Annotated in this window: 18 protein-coding genes; 13 read left to right on the forward strand and 5 right to left on the reverse strand. The window is 54.4% G+C overall.

Annotation, left to right across the window (positions count from 1 at the left end; all coding sequences use genetic code 11):
• Positions 1–163 (forward strand): transposase (locus K9N21_21085; GenBank protein MCF8146409.1); only part of this gene is annotated, 163 nt, incomplete at its 5' end.
• On the opposite strand, the gene K9N21_21090 is transcribed toward K9N21_21085, so the two are convergent.
• Positions 143–523 (reverse strand): hypothetical protein, encoded by a 381-nt coding sequence (locus tag K9N21_21090; protein ID MCF8146410.1) that lies wholly within the window; start codon positions 521–523, stop codon positions 143–145. The genes K9N21_21085 and K9N21_21090 overlap by 21 nt on opposite strands.
• Positions 524–854: 331 nt before the next feature.
• Here K9N21_21090 and K9N21_21095 point away from each other — a divergent pair, with 331 nt between their 5' ends.
• The 3 genes from K9N21_21095 (at position 855) to K9N21_21105 (ending at position 2,169) form a co-directional block, all read left to right on the forward strand.
• The gene (locus tag K9N21_21095) at positions 855–1,013 is read left to right on the forward strand and encodes a hypothetical protein (protein ID MCF8146411.1); all 159 of its coding nucleotides are present in this window, start codon (positions 855–857) and stop codon (positions 1,011–1,013) included.
• A gap of 14 nt (positions 1,014–1,027) precedes the next feature.
• On the forward strand, positions 1,028–1,249 hold the full coding sequence (locus tag K9N21_21100; GenBank protein MCF8146412.1) for a DUF4172 domain-containing protein: 222 nt from the start codon (positions 1,028–1,030) through the stop codon (positions 1,247–1,249).
• A 347-nt stretch (positions 1,250–1,596) separates the two neighbouring features.
• A complete protein-coding gene (locus K9N21_21105) occupies positions 1,597–2,169 on the forward strand; it encodes a cob(I)yrinic acid a,c-diamide adenosyltransferase (protein ID MCF8146413.1) in 573 nt (190 codons plus the stop codon).
• Here K9N21_21105 and K9N21_21110 read toward each other — a convergent pair.
• The gene (locus K9N21_21110) at positions 2,166–3,287 is read right to left on the reverse strand and encodes an MFS transporter (protein ID MCF8146414.1); all 1,122 of its coding nucleotides are present in this window, start codon (positions 3,285–3,287) and stop codon (positions 2,166–2,168) included. The two genes, K9N21_21105 and K9N21_21110, sit on opposite strands and share 4 nt — an antisense overlap.
• 41 nt (positions 3,288–3,328) lie before the next feature.
• Positions 3,329–4,567: a molybdopterin molybdotransferase MoeA gene (locus K9N21_21115; GenBank protein ID MCF8146415.1), complete on the reverse strand. Its 1,239-nt coding sequence runs from the start codon at positions 4,565–4,567 to the stop codon at positions 3,329–3,331.
• 369 nt (positions 4,568–4,936) lie between these two features.
• Between K9N21_21115 and K9N21_21120 the strand changes: the two genes are divergently transcribed.
• Positions 4,937–6,373, forward strand: a complete 1,437-nt coding sequence (locus K9N21_21120; GenBank protein ID MCF8146416.1) for a DHA2 family efflux MFS transporter permease subunit — start codon at positions 4,937–4,939, stop codon at positions 6,371–6,373.
• Between the two features lie 22 nt (positions 6,374–6,395).
• Here the strand turns inward: K9N21_21120 and K9N21_21125 are convergent, their stop codons facing one another.
• Together K9N21_21125 and K9N21_21130 are read right to left on the reverse strand one after the other, a co-directional pair.
• Positions 6,396–6,737, reverse strand: coding sequence for a hypothetical protein (locus K9N21_21125; GenBank protein MCF8146417.1), 342 nt, complete (start codon positions 6,735–6,737; stop codon positions 6,396–6,398).
• 174 nt (positions 6,738–6,911) lie between these two features.
• A complete protein-coding gene (locus K9N21_21130; GenBank protein MCF8146418.1) occupies positions 6,912–7,586 on the reverse strand; it encodes a hypothetical protein in 675 nt (224 codons plus the stop codon).
• A gap of 758 nt (positions 7,587–8,344) precedes the next feature.
• Here K9N21_21130 and K9N21_21135 point away from each other — a divergent pair.
• The 8 genes from K9N21_21135 (at position 8,345) to K9N21_21170 (ending at position 20,710) form a co-directional block, all read left to right on the forward strand.
• The gene (locus K9N21_21135; protein MCF8146419.1) at positions 8,345–8,536 is read left to right on the forward strand and encodes a hypothetical protein; all 192 of its coding nucleotides are present in this window, start codon (positions 8,345–8,347) and stop codon (positions 8,534–8,536) included.
• Positions 8,537–8,741: 205 nt separating this feature from the next.
• Positions 8,742–9,971: an anion transporter gene (locus K9N21_21140; protein MCF8146420.1), complete on the forward strand. Its 1,230-nt coding sequence runs from the start codon at positions 8,742–8,744 to the stop codon at positions 9,969–9,971.
• 210 nt (positions 9,972–10,181) lie between these two features.
• Positions 10,182–11,930, forward strand: coding sequence for a histone deacetylase family protein (locus K9N21_21145; GenBank protein ID MCF8146421.1), 1,749 nt, complete (start codon positions 10,182–10,184; stop codon positions 11,928–11,930).
• A gap of 102 nt (positions 11,931–12,032) precedes the next feature.
• Positions 12,033–15,479 carry a PAS domain S-box protein gene (locus tag K9N21_21150; protein ID MCF8146422.1) on the forward strand — a complete coding sequence of 1,149 codons (3,447 nt, stop codon included), beginning with the start codon at positions 12,033–12,035 and terminating at the stop codon, positions 15,477–15,479.
• A 257-nt stretch (positions 15,480–15,736) separates the two neighbouring features.
• Positions 15,737–17,377, forward strand: coding sequence for an NAD(P)/FAD-dependent oxidoreductase (locus tag K9N21_21155; GenBank protein MCF8146423.1), 1,641 nt, complete (start codon positions 15,737–15,739; stop codon positions 17,375–17,377).
• 64 nt (positions 17,378–17,441) lie between these two features.
• Complete coding sequence (locus K9N21_21160) at positions 17,442–18,476, forward strand: histidine kinase (GenBank protein MCF8146424.1); 1,035 nt, start codon at positions 17,442–17,444, stop codon at positions 18,474–18,476.
• Positions 18,469–19,227, forward strand: coding sequence for a LytTR family DNA-binding domain-containing protein (locus K9N21_21165; GenBank protein ID MCF8146425.1), 759 nt, complete (start codon positions 18,469–18,471; stop codon positions 19,225–19,227). Before K9N21_21160 ends, K9N21_21165 begins: the two co-directional genes overlap by 8 nt.
• 370 nt (positions 19,228–19,597) lie before the next feature.
• Positions 19,598–20,710 carry a helix-turn-helix transcriptional regulator gene (locus K9N21_21170; protein ID MCF8146426.1) on the forward strand — a complete coding sequence of 371 codons (1,113 nt, stop codon included), beginning with the start codon at positions 19,598–19,600 and terminating at the stop codon, positions 20,708–20,710.
• Positions 20,711–20,856 lie beyond the last annotated feature (146 nt).

The raw sequence follows: 20,856 nt of genomic DNA on the forward strand, positions 1-20,856 counted from the left end.
CAAAGTACCTATTGATAATGGAGCTGTGGAAGGACTCAACAACAAAGCCAAGGCCATCAGTCATCGGGCGTATGGTTATCGAACTGCAGAGACCTTCAAACTCGCACTTTATCATGGCATGGGAAAGCTACCTGAACCCCAGTTAACCCACAAATTCGTATGAGGAGCCAAAAAATAGATGCACATCAAGCATTGATCCTAAAAAATTGTCTGGAAAAACTTTTTCTAAAGATATGGAATCTCCCTTTTTAATAGTTGGCTTTCTTTTTCTAAGGAAATTTGAAAGCTGCGTCCATGCCTTATCATGAGGTGCTGTCCTGGCATTATTACAATTTGGACATACTAATGAATCAAACTTAAATTTGTCCGACTTAATACTTCCTACCTTCTGATTCCTTTTTTGATCTGTATGCAGGTAAAGCGGATTTTGTTGAGAAACACCATTATAAAGAGCACGAAGATCTGATGCCTTGGTCTTATGTTCACCTGTTGTTGCTTCATTTCCGCAAATCCAGCATCTCATCTTTTGATCCTCAAAACATAACCAGTGATTGTATAGTTTCTGCATAACTCTTGTGACGAAAAAACGGTTGACCAAAGAAACTGGCTGCCTTATTTCTTCTTTAACTGTATAATTCCAAAAATAGAGTGTTATTAGTAAATTGGATAACTCCAATGAAAGAGATCCCTGCTGAAATTCGCGTCTTCCACGACGCACAGCTGGTTAAAGAAAAGAGTGCCGGAAACGTCCCGCTTCCACTACAGGAAGTGGTTACGGTATTATTTGGATTTTTGCAGTAAATATGGATTGAATCAATTAAACAAGGAAAATATTTCTCAGTTTATTGATAAAATTGAAAGAAAAGCACCAAACTGAACAACAACAAAAACAGGTATTTCATGCTGTTTCAGCATATTTTGGTATAGCGTTACCAGACAAAGACAAGGCTGCGCCATTAAAAAATAAAAAGGAAGGATTATCAAGTAAAAAACGCCGATTGAAGTCCGCATGATTCAAGGAGATTGTATGTATATTCATCAACGCGACGAGTGGCCGGATTTTTTTTGGGACGAAGCAAGGGTCTCTGGCATGCTGGCGGATGCCCGTCATTTGCAGGGCCGGCTCCTCAGGAGGATGGAGATACTGGGATTCCAGTGGCGGGAAGAAGCAACGCTTCAAGCCCTCACCCAGGACGTTCTCAAGACGTGCGAGATCTCAAAATACAAAACCCCGCTCTCCATCTCGTAAACTCCTGCCCCCTCCGGGGCGAGCGGCCCTCTGGCCTACTCACCGCCTCACCTCCTGTCATCTGTCTTCTGTCGTCCGATGTCTGACCTCTGAGAACATATGCCATTGTCATATACGGTCATAGGAGCGACAAATTTCTTGATTTCTTTCAAAAAGAATGGCTCCCGGCCAAGTGCGATCTCGCGCACCGACCCAGGTTCAATGATCTTCGAATTGAACGGGCCGGCGCAGGGAGGGTTACCGGAGGCACAGAGGGTCCGGTACCAGGGCACAGCGGCCTGCATCCAGTCCACTGAAAACAGTTGACATAAAAAAGCATTATCAGATAAAAACTTCTCGCAAACGAATTGAGCGAGGTGAGCGCCATCTACTATACAGGGGAGCGATCCGGTTTAATCAAGGGAATCGGTCTGGGTCTGATCCATATCTACTATGGACAGGGTGTGGGCAAGACGACCCGGGCCGTGGGGCTGGCCATACGGGCCGCCGGCGTGGGCCTTAGGGTCAACTTCATCCAGTTTATGAAATCGGGGGATTCCTCGGAGATATTAATCTTCGCCAATATCCCCAATATCCGCTACCAGTGCCCGGGAAGGCACCCTTTCATCCTCTCCAAAGGCCCGGAACCCATTCATTACCAGCATGCCGAAGAGGCGCTCCGATACGCGCAGGAGGCTATTGATGACGGGACCCAGGTGCTCATCTGCGACGAAATCCTCAACACCCTCATCTTCCATCTCCTGAAACAGGAGCAGGTGGAAGATCTGATTCACCGCTGCAAAGGAAAGATAGAGCTGGTCATGACCGGCGCCAGTGCGCCTCGGTCTCTGATTGAACTGGCGGACTATGCCACCGAGTACAAACAGATCAAACACCCCTACTACGAGGGCGCAAGGGCTCGAAGAGGGATTGAATATTAGATCTTCTGTACCGCCAGTAAAGAGATGAGGCTGAAAAAAGCGCCGGCCACAAAGGGAATCCGGTAGTCCACCATCCACAGCATACCGCCCACCGCAGGAAGAAATACGGCGGCGATGTGGTTGATGGTAAACCCCACCGCCATACTCGGGGCGATATCTTTCGGGTCCGCCACCTTCTGGAAATACGTCCGGATGGCAATGGCGAAATTGAAAAAGATGTGGTCCAGGATGTAGAGGGCCGCCACGGTCCACCTCGAGTCCACCACGGCATAGGCCACAAAAATGAAGATCAGGGCCGCATATTCCAGCGACAGGACCTTTCTCTCACCGAATCGGATAATGCTCTTTCCAATCAGAGGACTCAGAAAATAATTGATAAAATTATTGATCACAAAGAGGATGGTCACCTCCCGGACCGTGTAGTGGAACTTCTTGACCAGCAGGAATACCGCAAAGGCCATGAAGATCTGTCGTCTGGCCCCGGCCATGAAGGTCAGAAAATAGAAGAGCCAGTATCGCCTTCGAAATATCATCTTTTTATGTTGCGGAGGAATGTTCTGGTCCGTGGGATTCCGGCTGAAAGCCCAGAGGGCGGCCGCGGTGATGATCCCGCCGATGATCATATAGGTCTGCCTAAAATCGAATACAGCGGCCACCAGGTAGATAAAGATGCCGATCCCGATGTTGGATGCGGCCGCGATGCTCCTCAGTTTTCCGAAGACCCAGGGCGATGTCCCGGTATCAAAATACTGGAGCGTCAGCGACTGGTTGGTGGTCTCGTAATAATGGAACCCGAAGCTCATGATGAGGGTGGTCGCCATGAGCCCTGCATAGGAAGGGAACAGGCCTGTCAACCCCAGGCCGACCCCGAGGAAAAGGATCGACAGGGCGGAGAGGCGGTGCTCTTTGATGACCAGCATGACAAAGACGGCGAGAAGAGTGAGGAACCCGGGGATCTCCCGGACAGACTGTATGGCCCCGACCTGACTCCCTGTAAGGCCCACCTGCTCTACGGCAAAATTGTTGAACAGGGTTATCCAGGCCTGCAGTCCTATGGTTGAGCTGATGGTCAGGACCATCAGGAAACGAAACATCGGGTTCTGTGTGGTCTTATTCATGTCTTACGATTATCTCGCGTCAAACGGTCAGCGGATCAATGTCACGGAAACGTCAGCATCTGGACCTCGGCCATCTCTCCGGCCTTCAACTCCCCCACACCTTCCGGCACCCGGATCAGGGCCTCGGCCCGGGCCTGAGACTGAAGCCGGCTTCTCAGCCGTTGCGGCACGGCCCACCACTCATTCCCCCGTCTTTCAAGGACAGCATGCAAGAATTGGGTCCAGTCAACGGTCCCTCCAACGGTTTCAGCGATACGCATCTGTTTGATCTGAAATGGCGAAGGGGGCCTTCCCCCCATTTGAAGGATCCCGGGGAGCGCGATCTGAAGAAATGCCATCTCATTGGAAGGGGGCCCGCCGGGGAGGCAGAACACCGCCTTTTCCCGGATCATGCCGAAGGCCACCGCCTTGCCCGGCCCCATACGGATCCGGTGGAACATCACCCTGCACCCCATCTCCTCCAGCACCCGGACCGTCAGATCCCGTTCGCTCTTCCATGCCCCGCCGCTGGTCAGAAGGACATCGGCCCATTGGAGCATGGCGGAAAAGGCCTCACGGATCATGTCCGGATCGTCCCTTGCCACATCCGTCTTTGCCTCCGCCCTGAACTGCCGCAACCAGGAATGAAGCGTCACCAGATTGCTGGCGTAAAGCTGGCCCGGCTCGAGAACACGGCCCGGGGCAACCACTTCATCCCCGGTGGCAACGAGGCCCACCCGGGGCATCTGAATAACACGGGCGTGGGAGATACCGCCGGCGGCCAGAAGGCCTGTCAATCCCGGAGTCAGGACCTCTCCTTTGCCCGCCAGGCGCTTGCCAATTGCCACATCCGCCCCTTGAAAAAGCACGTTGCGTCCGGCCGGTGCGTCTCTGAAACAAACGACATGGTCGCCCTCCTCACGGGCATACTCCACCGCGATAACCGCATCGGCCCCCCCCGGGAGCCGGGCGCCGGTCAGGACCTTTAGGGCGGCCCCGGGCTGGATCACCCGATCGGTCACGTCTCCTGCGGTCGAGGTCCCGGCCATCTCGAGCCTCACCGGATGGGATTTTGTCGCCCCTTCAATATCCTTTGAGATAACGGCATACCCATCCCTCAGGGATGCGGTGGCGGAAGGGGAGTCAACAACGGCGAAGAGATCCTCTGCCGCAACCCGGCCGCAGACCTCCTCCACCGGCAGGGTCACCGGCGGCACCTGCTTCACGGTGCCGAGGGTGATGGACAGGGCCTCTTTCAGACCGATGTCAACCGTTTCACCGGCGTGATAATGATGTGCCATAGTCTGATTCCTTTACTGGATGCTGGATACTGGATACTCGATACTGGATTCTGGATTCTGGATACTCGATACTGGATTCTGGATTCTGGATTCTGGTTGAGACCCTCGTTTCCGTCTTCCGGTTCCCTGTTCATCCGGTCGGCGCGAGATGCATTCCAGGGAACGCGCTGATGTCCGGATGCCTGACAAATTTTCGCTGGTTTTTTTAATTTAGGTGATTTCAGGCATTTTTTCTTCTATCCAGACCCTCCCCTTGATGCCTGCCCCTTCACAAAACGAACAAAATGCGTCATAAAAGGGTATGACTATAAGTGAAAACAGGGCCGCAGGCAAGGTCTGGGTTTGCCGATCGCCCTATTCAGGATTCATATGGATACCACACCCTACAAATGGCGGGCATTGATCACCGTTGCCATGGGGACCATGATGGCCACCATGGATGCCAGTATCACCACCATCGCCTTCCCGGTGCTCGCCCGGGTATTTGAAAAAGACCTCGCCGTGGTCATGTGGGTTACCGTGGCATATATCCTTGTCAGCAGCAGCCTCATGCTCATCGTGGGGAAAATCAGCGATCTGATCGGACGCAAGCGGATCTATGCGGCCGGCATGATTATTTTCACCATCGGTCTGGGGGCCTGTTCCGCGGCCCAGAGCATCGAGCACCTGATCCTCTTCAGGGCGCTTCAGGCAGTCGGCGCAGCCATGTGCATATCCTGCGGCACGGCCATTGTCACCGAAGCCTTTCCGGTGACGGAAATCGGCAAGGGGCTCGGTCTCTTGAGCATGTCCGTTTCCATCGGCTTTATTCTGGGACCGATTCTCGGAGGGGTTCTTTTGAACTGGCTGGACTGGCGATCTATTTTCTATGTTCGGGTTCCAGCAGGAGCGGCTGTCGTCATCATGGCGGTGATGCTGCTGAAGAAAGACAGCATCCGTCTCGGCAAGGCCAAATTGGATCTGGCCGGCACCGTTTCCTCCTCCGCCGGTCTCTTCTGCCTTATCTTCGGAATCAGCCAGGTCAAGGAATACGGGCCGGCCGCGCCCAGGGTCCTCTTGTTCATGGGCGCCGCTCTCCTCATCCTGATGCTCTTCATCTGGATTGAACGTCGCGCAACCGACCCGATTGTAGACCTGTCTTTATTTAAGAACCGCGTCTTTCTGTTTGCCGCTGCAAGCCTTTTTCTCTTCTTTGTGGCGGCACCCGCATATGTTATGCTCATGCCCTTTTACCTGATGGAAGGGGTCGGTTTCACCGCCATGGAAACAGGGCTCCTGTTGACTGTTGTCTCCATGGTCACCATCGTCAGCAGCCCCCTCAGCGGCGCTCTGTCAGACCGCATCGGAAAGGTGTGGCTTTCGACATTCGGAGCTGCTGCAACAGCCACCGCCTTTTTCCTGATGTTGGGATTTGAACTGCAGACAGGGGTTTCGACCCTTATCCCGGTTCTGATTTTGCTGGGGATCGGAGTCGGGAGCTTTCAACCCCCCAACAACAGCGCCATTATGGGGGCGGTCACCAGGGAACGGCTCGGGTCTGCCTCGGCCCTGATCGCCACCCAGAGGCAGGTGGGAATCTCTCTGGGGATGGCCCTTGCCGGGGCGATTTTTTCTGAAAGACGCGTGATCCATATGACCAGGATCAGCCAGGAGGGGGCAGCACAGGCAGAGGCCCTGCGGCAATCCATCCCCCCTGCCTTCCATGACGCGCTCCTCGTCTCGGTATTCCTCGGGTCGGGGGCCATGATCCTTACCCTCCTCTCCATCAGAAGGAAAAGAAGGACCCAGCCACCCCCTGCATCCTAGACGTGAGAATATCGGACCCGCGTCACAGCGCTCGTTCCAGGTCCTCGAACACGTCTTCCATCCGGTAAAGGGCCTGGTCCAGTTCATTAAGACGTCTGGCCAGAAGATGTTCCCGCGCAACCTCTTTCACCTCCATAATTCTTGATACGTATGGGGAGATCGCCTCCTTGAGGTCAGCGGGCGTGTGGGGGCTTAGAGCGATGGTTTCCAGGGTATCCGCCAGCTCATAAAGGGAAACCCCTTTTTCCACCAGTTCCCTATAGGACCTTTCCTCCAGCAGTTTTGCGATCCTGGGAAACTCCTCTTTGAAACGCCTCTCGTAAAAGGGGATGAGGCGGATGTCGATCTGCATATACTTGCTCATATGGCCGGACCTTTCTGTGCTACAAATTATTTCAAGTTTAAAGTGGGCTGAAATTTTGAGGGCCTTCCCCTATTCAATTCCAAACAGGAGCCATGGTTCGGCTGTTTCAGCCACAACTCCCCTGCAAATGACCCCGGGATATGGAGAGATCCGCCTGCAATACATTGCCTCTATTTAAATTTTCCGAATTTCGTCCATCCTGGTTTGCAGAGGCTCTACCTCCTCTTCCCTCCCCAGCCCCCTGAGCCTTTCCTTGAGCTTATCGATTTCCTCCTGGAGCCTGGGCGCCAGATCTTTCTGCACCTTATCCCGGAATTCGGTCCCCGATCGTTTCATCTTATCCAGCAATTGATCCAGGTCCTTCTGAAGCCTCTTCACATCCTCGTTTTCAGGGATTTCCTTCAGGTCATCTGAAAAATTCTTGAATCGTTTCTTCAAATCGTTAATGGTTTTTTCAATATCCCCCCCCATCCTGTCCAGGAGTACTGAAAGGCTTGTTGAGCCTTGGACGACTGCCCCGTCTTCAAGAGCGGAGCCCTCCCCTTTGACCGTGACCATTTCAATAGCCTTGCTGTCGGGGGTGAAGGGGTCTTTGATAATGAAGAATTGTGAATTTCCGGTAACCGCGTTCTTGAAATCACTATGGATCTCCACACCCACAAGATAGGTCCCTTCCTTCTCATAAAAAACATCCGTCACTTCGCCGATCGCGTTCTCCTCAAAAAGGATCCGCTCTCCCGTCTTCAACCCGTTGATCTGATCAAAACGGATCTTCAAATGGAGGTCACCACTGAAACATCCCAAATTGAGCGATAAAACGGCCAGCAAGATCAATATCCTTCTCATCATATCTCATTTCTCCTGTAGCGGCATAGGTACAATCAAAAAGGCATTGCGCAAAATCCAACCATTTTTCGGCCGCGCGCGTTAGGGTCTCTTTTCCCGCCATCAGCGGGGATCCATCTTGGCCGGCATTCCTCCCGCCTATTCACCAAGCCCCATCTTCTCTGCTTCCGGAGCTCCTCAGATGCCGTATCACTATGGAATTGCATCATATATGTGGACATGCCGGGCAGGCATTTTGAATTCACCCAACCAAAGGCTGCATGAGATATTAAAGCATATCTGAAGGGATGAGAAAAGGGAGAAATTACAGCTCCGGATCGGCCCTCCTGCCCACCTGCCGTATTCCGGATGGGTTTTTCGGTATCCATGCTTTTGCAACGGACGCGATTTTCGTTCATGGTCTCCACAGACGTCAGATGAGAACAGCCAAAATATTGACAGACTCCGTCTTGAGTGTCAATTCGGATCAGAGTTCGTCAAGGAGACAGCCCTGAAAAGCCATGTCAACCTCACCGAATTTTGGAACTGTGCATTCCCCGGGCGTACGATTTCGCATCAAAATATGGAGAAATTTCAGATACCAACGGATTGGAATCAAATGGCGCCTATTGAGCGAAGGGCGGGTACGACACCATCCGGTCAGGGTTCAGCCGTTTTCAAGAAAAGGCCTGCTTCTTGCTTAAAAAAATACAACCGGGTCTTCGGAAGGCACCCAGCAGAACACCGTCAGCGCAGAGGAGTCGGCCTCGGCCTCAGAGGAGATGAATCACCAGGCCGAAGAACTGGAAGACCTTGTGACCGATCTGATGGGCCTCGTGAAAGGGAGGGCCGGCTTTCTCAAGAGGGAGGGCAAAACTGCCTCAGGGCCTTCTGCCTTACGCCGGGCGGAAAAATCGCCTCGGGAAAATGAGTCGGAAACGCAGCGGTTTCTTCAACTGGGTTCCGGAGGGTAGATTCGGATACGCGGAGGCCTGCAAGCGCTGGTTCATATAGAAGGCATGCGAAGCCCGAAAGATATTCCACTGTCACGCCCAGTTTCCCATGGAAACCCTGGAGGGTTTTGCATATAATGGGGTATAACCCAGTAAAAGGGTGGCTGTTTCGTGGTTCCCGGACAGGTCTCGGATCAGAGTCGATCGGGGTTGACGCCTTTCAATTATGAACACCCTAACCTACCTCATCTTCATTTTCTCTTATGTGCTTATCGCGTCCCGCCGGCTGTCCCTCCTCCCCATCGGCAGACCCGCGGGCGCCCTTCTCGGCGCCTTCCTCATGGTGGCCGTCGGAACCCTGACCCCGGAGGAGAGCTACCGGGCCATTGACGGCAACACCATCCTCCTGCTGTTCAGCACCATGGCCCTTACCGTCTACCTCGAAGACGCGGGGTTCTTTCAATGGCTGGCGCAGATCATCCTCTCCGCATGCAGGCGGCCCGTGACCCTCCTGTGGGCCGTATGTCTCCTTTCGGGGACCCTTTCCACATTTCTGGTAAACGATACGGTCTGTATCTTCCTGACCCCGGTCGTGGTGTCTCTATGCACCCGGGCCGGATTGCCCCTGGGTCCCTTTTTGATAGCCCTGGCCACCTCGGCCAATATCGGAAGCGCAGCCACCCTGGTGGGAAATCCCCAGAACATGATTATCGCGAGCCTCAGTCACATACCGTTTCCCCGGTTTCTCATGTTCGCCGGCCCCCCGGCCCTGATCGGGCTGCTCTTAAACGGGGCACTCCTCTGGTTCTTTTATCGGGGACGTCTTCCGAGGGAGATGATGCTGCAACCGCTCGGCCCTTCGGTTTCCAGAGATCCGCAGCGACTCAAATGGGTTTTGCCCGTCATGGGAGGGGTGATCATCGGATTTTTTGCCGGCTTTCACCTGGGATACACGGCGCTGGCCGGGGTGCTGGTGCTCGTCCTCCTGGAGCGAAAAGACCCCCAGGAGACCTTTGCCCGGGTCGACTGGGCGCTCCTCATCTTCTTCTGCTGTCTGTTCATAGTGATTACGGGCCTGGCCAAGACAGGGATCGTAGAAAGATCCTGGTCGGCCTCGGCAGGGTATATGTCTTTTTCCAGCCATGAGGGACTGTCGCTGTTCACCCTCCTTATGACCGTCGGGTCCAACCTGTTAAGCAATGTGCCGATGGTCCTCCTCACAGGCCCGCACCTGGGGGAACTGGGCAACTCGGAGATGGGATGGGTCCTTCTGGCCTATATCACCACGGTCGCCGGAAATCTGACCCTGCTCGGATCGGTGGCCAACATCATTGTGGCCGAGCGGGCCAGGGACCAGTACACCCTCGGCTTTGTTGAATACCTTCGGTTCGGGGTTCCCTCCACCCTGATCGTTCTCAGTGTGGGCGTTGCCCTGATCTACCGAATCATGACGTGAAGATGTGACCCGGGATCCCCGGCTCACGACACGGACAGAAGGTAAGGGGATAAGAAGGTAAGAGGATAAGAGGGTGAGAAGGTGAGAAGATGAGAAGATGAGAGGGTAAGAGGTTTAGCCCGCAACAGAAAAGGGACCCTGTAATCCCTGCCATTCGTGCAAAAAAAAATGAAGCGTCATATTGAGGACGAAACCGGAAAGGAAAAAATCATGTTTCGAATTCGAAGGGTTTATGATGATATTCTTCCCAACGATCGGTCTGCCGTGGAGCAGGTACAGGAGATCCTCCGTTCCCAGTTTGACACCCTTTCAAAGGCGGACATAGACAAGCTGCCGCTGCAACTGCAAAATCCGCTCAAGTATCGTTTTCGTACCATCCTCCATATTGCCGAGGGCGAACGTCGAATAGTCAAGGGGTTTGCCCTGATGATGCATGCGCCGGATATCCATTTCAGTTATCTCGATTTTTTGGCCGCTGATCCTAAACGGATGGGCGGCGGCATCGGGGGCGCTCTTTACGAAGGTGTTCGTGAAGAGGCGCGGGTCTTGAAAAGCATCGGACTCTTCTTTGAATGCCTCCCCGATGATCCGAACCTGTGCCACGACCCGGAACTTCTGAAAGAAAACCGGGCACGCCTCAGGTTCTACGAGAAATACGGCGCCCGCCCGATCATCCACACCGAGTATGAAACCCCCTTTTCAGCGGGCGACGATTGTCCGCCCTATCTTTTGTACGATGCCCTGGAACATCCGAAAGCGCTTTCCCGTGAACACTGCCGCCGCATTGTGCGAGCGATCCTGGAGCGCAAATACGGTTCCAAATGTCCGGCCGGCTATATCGACAAGGTAGTCGCCTCTATAAAAGACGACCCGGTCCGCCTTCGGGAACCCAGATATGCAAGACGGAACACCACCGGGAGGCCGAACAGCATGACCCGGCGCTCCATGGTTCACCGGCTCGGGCTGGTGGTCAGCGATAAACACCAGATCCATCACGTACCCGAACGGGGGTACGTGGAATCGCCCGTGAGGATTCGATCCATTCTCAAGGAACTTGAAAAAACAGATCTCTTCGAACGGTTGCCCATACGCCATTTTTCGAAAAAATATATCACTGCAGTCCATGACAGGCGGTTTGTAGAATACCTGAAGGCGGTGTGCACAAAATTGGCCCCGGACAAGTCCGTCTACCCATATGTATTTCCCATTCGGAACGCGGCCCGTCCGCCCAAAGACCTGCCGGTCCGTGCCGGATATTTCTGTATGGACGTATTTACCCCCCTCAATCAAAACGCCTATCACGCGGCCAAGCGGGCGGTGGACTGCGCTCTCACCGCGGCCCAGGCCATCCTGGAAGGCTATCGCATGACCTACGCCCTGGTTCGCCCCCCGGGACACCATGCGGAACGTCATGTATTCGGCGGGTTCTGCTATTTCAATTCGGCCGCCATTGCGGCAAATTATCTGTGCCGCTACGGAAAGACGGCCATACTGGACGTGGACTACCACCATGGCAACGGCACGCAGGACATCTTCTATGAGCGATCGGATGTCCTGACCGTCTCCATCCACGGTCACCCGAGGGTCGCCTATCCTTACTTCTCCGGATTTGAAGATGAGAAGGGGGAAGGGCCTGGAAAAGGTTACAATCTGAACATTCCTCTGCCCGAAGTGATCACCGGCGTCCAATATCGAGAGGCCCTGAAAAGGGCCATCAGCCGCATCCGGAAATTCAAGCCCATATTCCTGGTCGTACCCCTGGGACTGGACCCGGCAAAACATGACCCGACCGGGTCATGGATGCTAACGGCGGGTGATTTTTTTGAAAACGGGAAACTTATCGGCGGCCTGAACCTCCGCACCCTGGTCGTTCAGGAGGGCGGATACAGGGTTCATTCCCTGGGGATTAATGTCAGGCATTTCTTCTCGGGCTTGACCTACGGCGCAGCGTGGCGGTGATCCCGATGAGAAGCCCCGATATTCGATGGGAATCCGGCCCCCATGGATGGAATACTCTGCTCCGAGTGGGGACCACCTTCTGGAAGGAAGAAGGGATAATATATGACGGACCGGTTTAGAGAAACGGCATTTCCCCTCTGGATGAAATGCGGACTTGCGGCCATCATCCTGTTGCTTATTTCAGGCGGGGTATGGTTTTTTATGGACCAGCAAACGCAGCAGCAACAGGAAATGGAAATGAATCTAACGGCCATCGCCCGGCTCAAGGCAGACCAGATCGCCGCCTGGCGGGAAGACCAACGGGTGGATGCCGAACTCCTCGTGCAAAATCCATCTCTGATCGAGGCCGTGACACGCTTTCGGGCCGATCCGGAAGGCGATTCCGCCCAGCGGCTCCTTGCTGTACTGCGCCAAATTCAGAAGGAGCACGATTACGCCGACCTTCTCCTGCTGGACCCGGAGGGGATGATGCGTCTGTGCGTGAAGGCGAACACTCATGACCACAGCGACTATGCCTCAGCCCTGTCCACCGCGTTGCGCAACGGCATGCCTGTATTCACGGATCTGCGCACCGGGGTGAATAATTCGACACCCCATATCTCCGTCATCACGCCAATCTTTGGCGACAAACACCGGACCGGAAACCCGATCGGCGGCCTGGTCTTGATCTGCGATGCGACCCAATTCCTCTACCCCCTCATCCAATTCTGGCCGAGGCCCAGAAGGAGTGCCGAAACCCTTCTGGTCCGACGGGACGGCGATGAGGTGCTTTATCTGAATGAGCTGCGCCACAAGAAAGGCACGGCCTTGAAGCTCAGGATCCCGTTGAGTCAGTCCGATCTCCCTGCGGCCATGGCCGTCCAAGGCAATGAAGGGATTGTGAAAGGAACGGACTATCGCGGGATTGAAGTGGTGGCAGCAATCCTGCCGATCCCGGATTCCTCCTGGTTCATGCTGGCCAAGGTGGACGCAGCCGAGATCTACGCAGAATGGCGTTTTCGGTCCCTGATGATCCTCGGGCTGATGCTGGGGGTATTGCTCCTTCTCTCGGCTGTCGGGCTGATCCTCTGGCAGCGAAATCTCAAGGCACACTACCGGGACCTGTACCGCTCCGAAGCCCTGTTGCGTGCGAGCATGGAAAAGGAGGCCGTCACCTTGAAGGCCATCGGCGACGCGTTGATCGCCACTGACGCCACGGGCCGGGTGGAACTCATGAACCCGGTGGCCGAGACCCTCACCGGATGGAATCAGAAAGAGGCCCGGGGAAAGACGTTAAGCGAGGTCTTTCACATTATCAACGAAGAGACACGGCATCCGGTGGCGGACCCGGTGGCGCAGGTCCTCAAAGAGGGCAGAGTCGTGGGCCTGGCCAATCACACCCTCCTCTTGGCCCGCGACGGCCGGGAGATACCCATTGCCGACAGCGGGGCGCCCATTCGGGACGATACGGGCCAAGTGGTCGGCGTGGTCCTGGTTTTCAGGGACCAGAGCGAAGAGAGACTGAACCGGCGGTTGGCTGAAACACGCCTTTCCCTCATCGGGTATGCCCTGGACCATACATTGGACGACCTGTTGACCCGGGCCCTGGACGAAGTGGGTGCCTTTGTCGACAGCCCCATCAGCTTTTATCACTTTGTGGAACCCGATCAGAAGACCCTTTCGCTTCAGCAGTGGTCGACCCGGACCCTGAAGGATTTCTGCCGGGCGGAAGGCAAAGGGACACATTACAGCATCGACCGGGCCGGTGTCTGGGTGGACTGCGTTCACCAGAGAAAACCGGTGATTCATAATGATTATGCATCCCTTCCTCACAAAAAGGGACTGCCCGAGGGGCATGCCCAGGTGGTGCGCGAGCTGGTGGTACCCGTGATGCGGGGAGGGGAGCTGGTGGCCATCTTAGGGGTAGGCAACAAACCGACCGACTACACGCAGAACGATGAGGAGAACGTCTCCTATCTGGCCGACGTGACATGGGAAATCGTCCGTCATAAACGGGCCGAGGAGGCCCTGCATCAGAGCGAACAGCGGTTCCGACGACTTTACGAGGAGTCTGCATCCCCCTACCAATCCCTGGACGAAGAGGGCCATATCATCGAGGTCAATACCGCGTGGCTGGAAGAGCTTGGATACAGGCGGGAAGAGGTAATCGGCCGATGGTTCGGTGACTTTTTAGCCGGTGACGGCCCCACGCTTTTCTCCAATAGTTTCATCGAGTTTAAGAGGCAAGGTCATGTCAGTGGTCTCGAGTTCGAGATGAAGCGCAAGGATGGAGAAATCATCGCAACACTCTTCGGAGGCAGGGTCGGCCATGATGAAATGGGTCGGTTCCTGCAAACCCATTGTGTGTTTGCAAACATCACTGAGCGCAAGCGGGCCGAGGAAGCGCACCGGCAATTGCAGGACCAGCTGGTTCAGGCCCAGAAGATGGAATCGGTGGGAAGGCTGGCAGGGGGTGTGGCCCACGATTTCAATAACATGTTAGCGGTGATCCTGGGGCGGACCGAGATGATGCTCATGAAGATGAACCCCGGGGATCCGCTGTATTCAAATCTCGAGCAGATCCAGAAGGTGGCCAACCGTTCGGCGGATCTGACCCGTCAGCTTCTGGCCTTTGCCCGAAAGCAGACCATCGCGCCCAAGCTGCTGGACTTGAATGAAACCGTGGAAGGGATGCTCAAGATGCTGAGGAGGCTCATCGGGGAAGATATTGACCTGTCGTGGCAGCCCGGCACGGGTCTCTGGCCAATGAAAATGGACCCTGCCCAGGTGGATCAGATCCTGGCCAACCTCTGCATCAATGCCAGGGACGCCATTTCCAAGACGGGGAAGCTCATCATCGAGACACGAAATGTGGTTTTGGACGAATCCTATTGCAGCAAACATGCGGGATTTGTTATCGGTGAGTACGTGATGCTGGCTGTAAGCGACACGGGTTGCGGCATGAAAAGGGAAACGCTTGAGAATATCTTCGACCCGTTTTTCACCACCAAGGAAGTGGGTAAAGGGACGGGGTTGGGGCTTTCCACCGTGTACGGCATTGTGAAGCAGAACGCCGGATTCATCAATGTCTACAGCGAGCCTGAAAAAGGGACCACCTTCAGGATTTATCTCCCCCGGCACAAAGGTGAGGCTGAAAGCGAACCCCGGGATAGCCTGGAGAAACTCCCGATGGGAAGCGGGGAGACGGTTCTTCTGGTGGAAGATGACGCGGAGATCCTGGACATCGGCAAGGCGATGCTCGAAAGCCTGGGCTACTCGGTGCATGCAGCCAACAGCCCCGATGACGCCCTGGGTGTGGCCCGCAGGCATCCCGGCAGGATCCATCTGCTCATGACCGATGTGGTAATGCCGCAGATGAGCGGGAAGGACCTGGCCGTGCGCCTCACCGAAAAACGGCCGGGAACCAAGACCCTGTTCATGTCCGGCTACACGGCCGACGTCATTGCCCACCATGGGGTGCTGGACAAAGGCATCCGGTTTATTCAGAAGCCTTTTTCCATGCACGACCTGGCGGTCCGGGTCAGGGAGGCTTTGGGGATCGAAGGTTGAATACCGTCCTGAGAAGATTCATAGGCCCAACTGGAAACTGGATATCCCTCGGAACTGGATGCTCCCCTCGTTCCCATGCCCTGCGTGGGAATGCATGTGCGGAACGCAAATAAAACCCATGATCTCGCACTTCGTCCCCCGAAATCTCCTTTTCGTCGCAATCCTGTTGCAGCATTAAAAAATTTGTTGAGAATTGCATAAAACGGATGCAGACAGGAGAGTTACAACCCGCAACACGTTTCAAAGGAGGGATCATCATGTTGGCTCAGCAGATATCGCGTCGTTCCTTTTTGTCCATCACTGCCATGGCAGGGGCGGCAATGGCCCTTGACTGGAACAGAATGGAGGCCCTTGCCTCGGGAATGGGGCCGAAGGAGGACTATCCCACCGTGGTCATCGGCGCCGGCCTGGGAGGGCTTTGCTGCGCAGCCTATCTGGCAAAACAGGGGATTCCCGTGACCGTGATCGAAAAGCACGACATCCCCGGAGGATACGCCACTGCATTTGACCGTGCAGGGGGGAAGTTCTCTTTCGAGGTGTCGCTGGAAGGGACCGCCATCAAAGGGGGCGCCGCCGGACAGATGCTCCGGAATCTCGGCATTATGGACAAGCTCGATTTTGTAGCGCTTCCCGAGGCCTTTCGGACCGGAGTCGGGGATAAAGAAATCCTGTTCCCTCAGGCCGATCCCGAGGCCTTTATTGAGGAGATGGGTAAGCACTTTCCTCAAGAGGCGAGCGGCATTCGCGGCTTTATTCAGGGGGTTCTCGACATTTGCGGGGAAACCCATGCCTATGGGCCTAAATCGAAATTCCTGAAGACCCTCCTTAAGCCCATCTTTCCACTCCAGTATCCAAAGATGTGGGCAGTCCGCAACAAGACCCTGGCGGATCTGCTGGATGCATATGTGAAGGACCCTGGGGCAAGGGAGGTCCTCTCGGCCATGTGGCCCTATTACGGTCTGCCCCCTTCAAAGCTCTCAGGATTCTATTACGCCGTTGCCACCGGCGGATACCTGAAAAACGGCTCTTATTACATCAAGGAGAGGTCCCAGAACTTAAGCGATCTTCTGACAGAGGCCATAGAACGTTCAGGAGGAAAGGTTTGCTGCGAGACCGAGGCAAAGGAGATTCTTATTGATCAGGGCGCGGTCAAGGGGGTCCGGACAGTTGCGGGAGACGTCCTCCCGGCACGGGCCGTGGTGAGCAATGCCAGTGCATTGACCACATTTCAAGACATGCTCCCCTCGAATGCGGTGTCTGAGGAGTACCATAAGAAGCTCCTGTCCTACCGGCCCAGCATCTCCTGCTTTATTGTCTGGCTGGGACTGAACCGCGAGCTGCGGGGGACCGTGCCATGGTACGCTACAGGGGTAGGGTCGGGGCAAGGGGCTGAGGCCGATTATCTCTCCTGCGTCAAGGGAGAAGTGGAGACATGCAGCTTCGGCGTGACCCTCTACGACACCCTCTACAAAGGCTACTCCAGCCCCGGGACCTCCACCCTGAAGATCATCTGTCTTTCCGGTTATGACCCCTGGAGAAAATTCGAAACGGATTACAGGGCGGGGAACAAAGGGGCATACCAAACCGAAAAGGACCGGTGGACCGACATATTGATCCGGCGCACCGAGGAACACCTGATTCCGGGGCTTGGTTCCATGATCGAGGTGAAAGAGGCCGGGACCCCGCTTACGTGCTGGCGATACACCGGAAATACGGAGGGGGCCATCTACGGATTCGAGCAGTCCATGGACAATGCCTTCATGAACCGGATCGACAACCGAACACCTGTGAAAGGCCTTTACCTGGCCAGCGCCTGGGGAAACCCTGGCGGCGGATACGGGGGTGTTCTCAGGGCCGGCGAGATGACCTTCCAACAGATCATGGAAGACTGGAGCTGAAAAAACGCCTGCACTGGCAATTGGTTGATTGATCCATTCCGGTCCGGGTGATAGAAAAGGGCTTATGGAATTCCGACTCGACAAAAAGAGGCTCCTCAACTCCCTCGCCCTGACGGGTCTGTTCAATACCATCATCGCCCTCTTCCTCACCCACCTGGGTTTCGGAGGCGGGTTTTCCATCAACTTTATTTTTTCCCAATGCGTCGGCCTGTGCATCTGTTTGTTCATTCTTGTCGGGCATCTTCTTGTCAAACGTCCTTCCCTCGTAGGCCATGCCATCCTGCTCGTGATCGCCATGTCTGCCGGGGCCGCGGCCGGAACGTTTATCGGCGCCTGGATCGCAGGCATATCCTTCTCAGAGATCCTCCCCGGGAGGCCTGCACTTCTCATCCAGATACTTTTTGTGGGCATCCTTTTCGGAACCATGATCACCTATTTCTTTTTTTCCAGGGAAAAAATCTCCCAAACCGAGGCCCAGCTCCAGGAAGAACAGATCCGAGGCCTGACTCTTGAAAAACAGACACTGGAAACCCATCTCAAGCTCCTTCAGGCACAGATCGAGCCCCACTTTCTATTCAACACCCTTTCCAATATCCTGAGCCTTCTCGATACCGATCCGGGCAGAGGGAAGACCATGCTTGTGGATCTCACCCGCTATCTCCGATCATCACTTTCGAGGTCCCGGGAACGGACAACCACCCTGGGGCAGGAGATGGATCTTGTCCGGGCCTATCTGCAAATTCACAAGGTCAGAATGGGAGAACGGCTTCGTTACGCCATCGATGTCCCGGAAACCCTCCGGAACCTATCCTTTCCTCCCATGCTGGTTCAACCCCTTGTAGAGAATGCCGTCAAACACGGAATCGAACCTGGTATCGAGGGCGGAGATATTCTCATCCACGCCGAGGAGAGTGCCGACCGCTATCGTGTTGTTGTTGCGGACACGGGCGCAGGGCTTTCAGATGAATCCGTTGCGGGCGTCGGCCTTGCCAATGTCAGGGAACGGCTGAAGGCCCTTTTTGACGGAGAGGCACGGCTGATTCTGGAGGAAAATGAGCCTTCCGGGCTGAAGGCGATCCTGGAGATTCCCCATGACTGAGATCCGGGCCATCATAGCGGATGACGAAGCGCTTCTAAGGCAATTTCTGCGTGCAAGGCTTTCCGAGGTCTGGCCCGAACTCATCATCTCGGGCGAGGCGCAAAACGGCGAACAGGCCCTGGACCTGATTGAGCGGCATCACCCCCACATCGCCTTTCTGGATATCCGGATGCCGGGTCTCACAGGCATGGAGGTGGCCGATAAGATCGCAGGCGCCTGCCGCGTCGTCTTTGTGACGGCTTATGACGCGTACGCGGTGGAGGCCTTTGACAAGGAGGCGGTGGACTACCTGCTCAAACCCGTTTCCAATGAGCGGCTTCAAAAGACGGTGATACGGCTCAAGGAGGGATTGGAGACCGGGGCGGCCGTTCCCGTTGAAACGCTCCGTCGTCTCATGATCCGGATCTCGGACGAGGGGGGATCCCGCCGGCTCCGCTATGTCCGCATTCATGAGGGCGACGGTGTTCGCCTGGTCCCGGTGGATGAGGTGATCTACTTCAAGGCCCAGGACAAATACACGCTGGTCATCACCCAGGATGGCGAGTCGCTCATCCGCAAATCGATCCGCGAACTGGCAGGAGAGTTGGACCCCGAAAGGTTCTGGCAAATTCACCGAGGCACCATCGTCAACGTGGGGAGTATCGACCGCGTCAGCCGATCCCTCACAGGCAAGGGGGTGATCAGGCTCAAAGGGTGCAGCGATACCCTGACCGTGAGCAACCGCCACATGCACCTGTTCAGGCAGATGTGACGGCAGTCCTTTCAGTTCAGGAAGCGGTAAGGTGCCGTTTACGAGCGCTTAATACATCCCGCCGGACCCCGGGTCAACCGGGATTCATAATTGTCAGAATTCTCCTGATTTCCACCACAATTCTAATATTTGGCTTTTTCTTGACACTCAAGGCCTGACTATCTATAGTCTGTGCCAAGAGGAGGAATTGTCGTGGGGCGACACCGGACGAACATGACACGCCGTTTGCCAGTGTAGGACGTGTGCAGCCTGACAACATCATGCTGGCGGGTCGTTCACGACTATCGGCGCCCAGCCGAAGACCGAAGGGCTCTTCATATAATGTTGCTCAACTATTATGGTTTTCTGTCCAAAGGGTCAAGGTGACATAATGATGAATAAACTGCCTTACCCCGTCCTGACCGATGTTCTGGAAGTGATCAGTGCAGCCAATGAATCTATGGATGGTAAACTGGTCAGACAGAAAGCGCTGAGTGCCTTCTTTCACTCCATTTCCGCAGAAGGAGGCATTTTATTTCTCCCGGATGGACGGGGACAACTCACCTCTATCATTCTCGAACAACTGGAAAAAGCATACTGCAAGTATTACAAAACTTATTATCACCAATTCGACCCACTGCAGCTGACCCATGGCCTGGATACAAAGGGGCGACTGCCTTATCTGGAAAAGGTCATCAGCTATGATTCATTCCGGCCCACGGAATATTATAATGACTTTCTGAAACCTCAGAAGATCCACCACAAACTGATTGTCAATCTGGTCGCTGAGAAAAAACTCTACGGCAGAATCGTATTGACCCGACCTCGGAAATCCCGTCGCTTTGCCGAAAAGGAAATCCGAACGGCAAAAGCCATTTCTCCTTACCTGGCACATGCGCTGGCCCATAACGACCTTCGAAAAAGGATAACACTCAGTGGAAATATACTGGCGTATATTGAAAAACAATCGACAGGGGTGATCCTGCTGGATGAAAGCCTTAGAATTGTATACAAAAACCCGAGAGCGGAGGAAATTTGTGGCAAGTTGAAGGGTTCGGGATCTGCAGAGAACCACACGGATGTGGTTTTCTCCCGGTTATTAAAGGACTGTCAGGAGATCAGATCCAACCAAAAAAGTTGGCCCACCGGAGGGATGACCATCCCGAGGCATAGTGTTGTCAACGGCCCAAATCAAAGTCGTTTTTCGCTTGTGTCAAAAGTCCTTGACCAGGAATCGGATTTGGAAGACTCACAGATGTTCATGGTCTCCATCGAAGAAAGGTCACCTGCGAACATCGATCCGCAGTATCTCATGGATACATTCCATCTGAGTCGAAGAGAAATTGATGTGGTGAATCTTCTTTTCTTGGGATTGAAAAATGCACAAATAGCCGGCAAGTTGTACGTCAGCGAAGTGACCATCAAAAAGCACCTTCAGAGCATTTATGAAAAAATCGGAGTCAATAACAGAACCACCCTGATCAACAGGATATTGACCAGTTAGTCTTATTCTATCCTTCCCCCTCGGCGACACATTGCACTACCCATGCCGCCCAAATATTCACCCACGTCTTCCATTCTGAAAAAGTATACTTTCGTATAATAGACAAGATTCATTCGACTTGCTAACTACTCATCAAATGAGAAGAT

The organism is Deltaproteobacteria bacterium (genome assembly GCA_021737785.1).
Classification (GTDB): Bacteria; Desulfobacterota; DSM-4660; order Desulfatiglandales; family Desulfatiglandaceae; genus AUK324.

What these genes read in the sequence shown, in the direction of transcription:
- K9N21_21125 (MCF8146417.1), bottom strand. Translation starts at nt 6,737, where the DNA reads ATGAGCAAGTATATGCAGATCGACATCCGCCTCATCCCCTTTTACGAG.
- K9N21_21110 (MCF8146414.1), bottom strand. Translation starts at nt 3,287, where the DNA reads ATGAATAAGACCACACAGAACCCGATGTTTCGTTTCCTGATGGTCCTG.
- K9N21_21120 (MCF8146416.1), top strand. Translation starts at nt 4,937, where the DNA reads ATGGATACCACACCCTACAAATGGCGGGCATTGATCACCGTTGCCATG.
- K9N21_21165 (MCF8146425.1), top strand. Translation starts at nt 18,469, where the DNA reads ATGACTGAGATCCGGGCCATCATAGCGGATGACGAAGCGCTTCTAAGG.
- K9N21_21115 (MCF8146415.1), bottom strand. Translation starts at nt 4,567, where the DNA reads ATGGCACATCATTATCACGCCGGTGAAACGGTTGACATCGGTCTGAAA.
- K9N21_21135 (MCF8146419.1), top strand. Translation starts at nt 8,345, where the DNA reads ATGAATCACCAGGCCGAAGAACTGGAAGACCTTGTGACCGATCTGATG.
- K9N21_21155 (MCF8146423.1), top strand. Translation starts at nt 15,737, where the DNA reads ATGTTGGCTCAGCAGATATCGCGTCGTTCCTTTTTGTCCATCACTGCC.
- K9N21_21100 (MCF8146412.1), top strand. Translation starts at nt 1,028, where the DNA reads ATGTATATTCATCAACGCGACGAGTGGCCGGATTTTTTTTGGGACGAA.
- K9N21_21170 (MCF8146426.1), top strand. Translation starts at nt 19,598, where the DNA reads ATGATGAATAAACTGCCTTACCCCGTCCTGACCGATGTTCTGGAAGTG.
- K9N21_21090 (MCF8146410.1), bottom strand. Translation starts at nt 523, where the DNA reads ATGAGATGCTGGATTTGCGGAAATGAAGCAACAACAGGTGAACATAAG.
- K9N21_21160 (MCF8146424.1), top strand. Translation starts at nt 17,442, where the DNA reads ATGGAATTCCGACTCGACAAAAAGAGGCTCCTCAACTCCCTCGCCCTG.
- K9N21_21140 (MCF8146420.1), top strand. Translation starts at nt 8,742, where the DNA reads ATGAACACCCTAACCTACCTCATCTTCATTTTCTCTTATGTGCTTATC.
- K9N21_21145 (MCF8146421.1), top strand. Translation starts at nt 10,182, where the DNA reads ATGTTTCGAATTCGAAGGGTTTATGATGATATTCTTCCCAACGATCGG.
- K9N21_21150 (MCF8146422.1), top strand. Translation starts at nt 12,033, where the DNA reads ATGACGGACCGGTTTAGAGAAACGGCATTTCCCCTCTGGATGAAATGC.
- K9N21_21130 (MCF8146418.1), bottom strand. Translation starts at nt 7,586, where the DNA reads ATGATGAGAAGGATATTGATCTTGCTGGCCGTTTTATCGCTCAATTTG.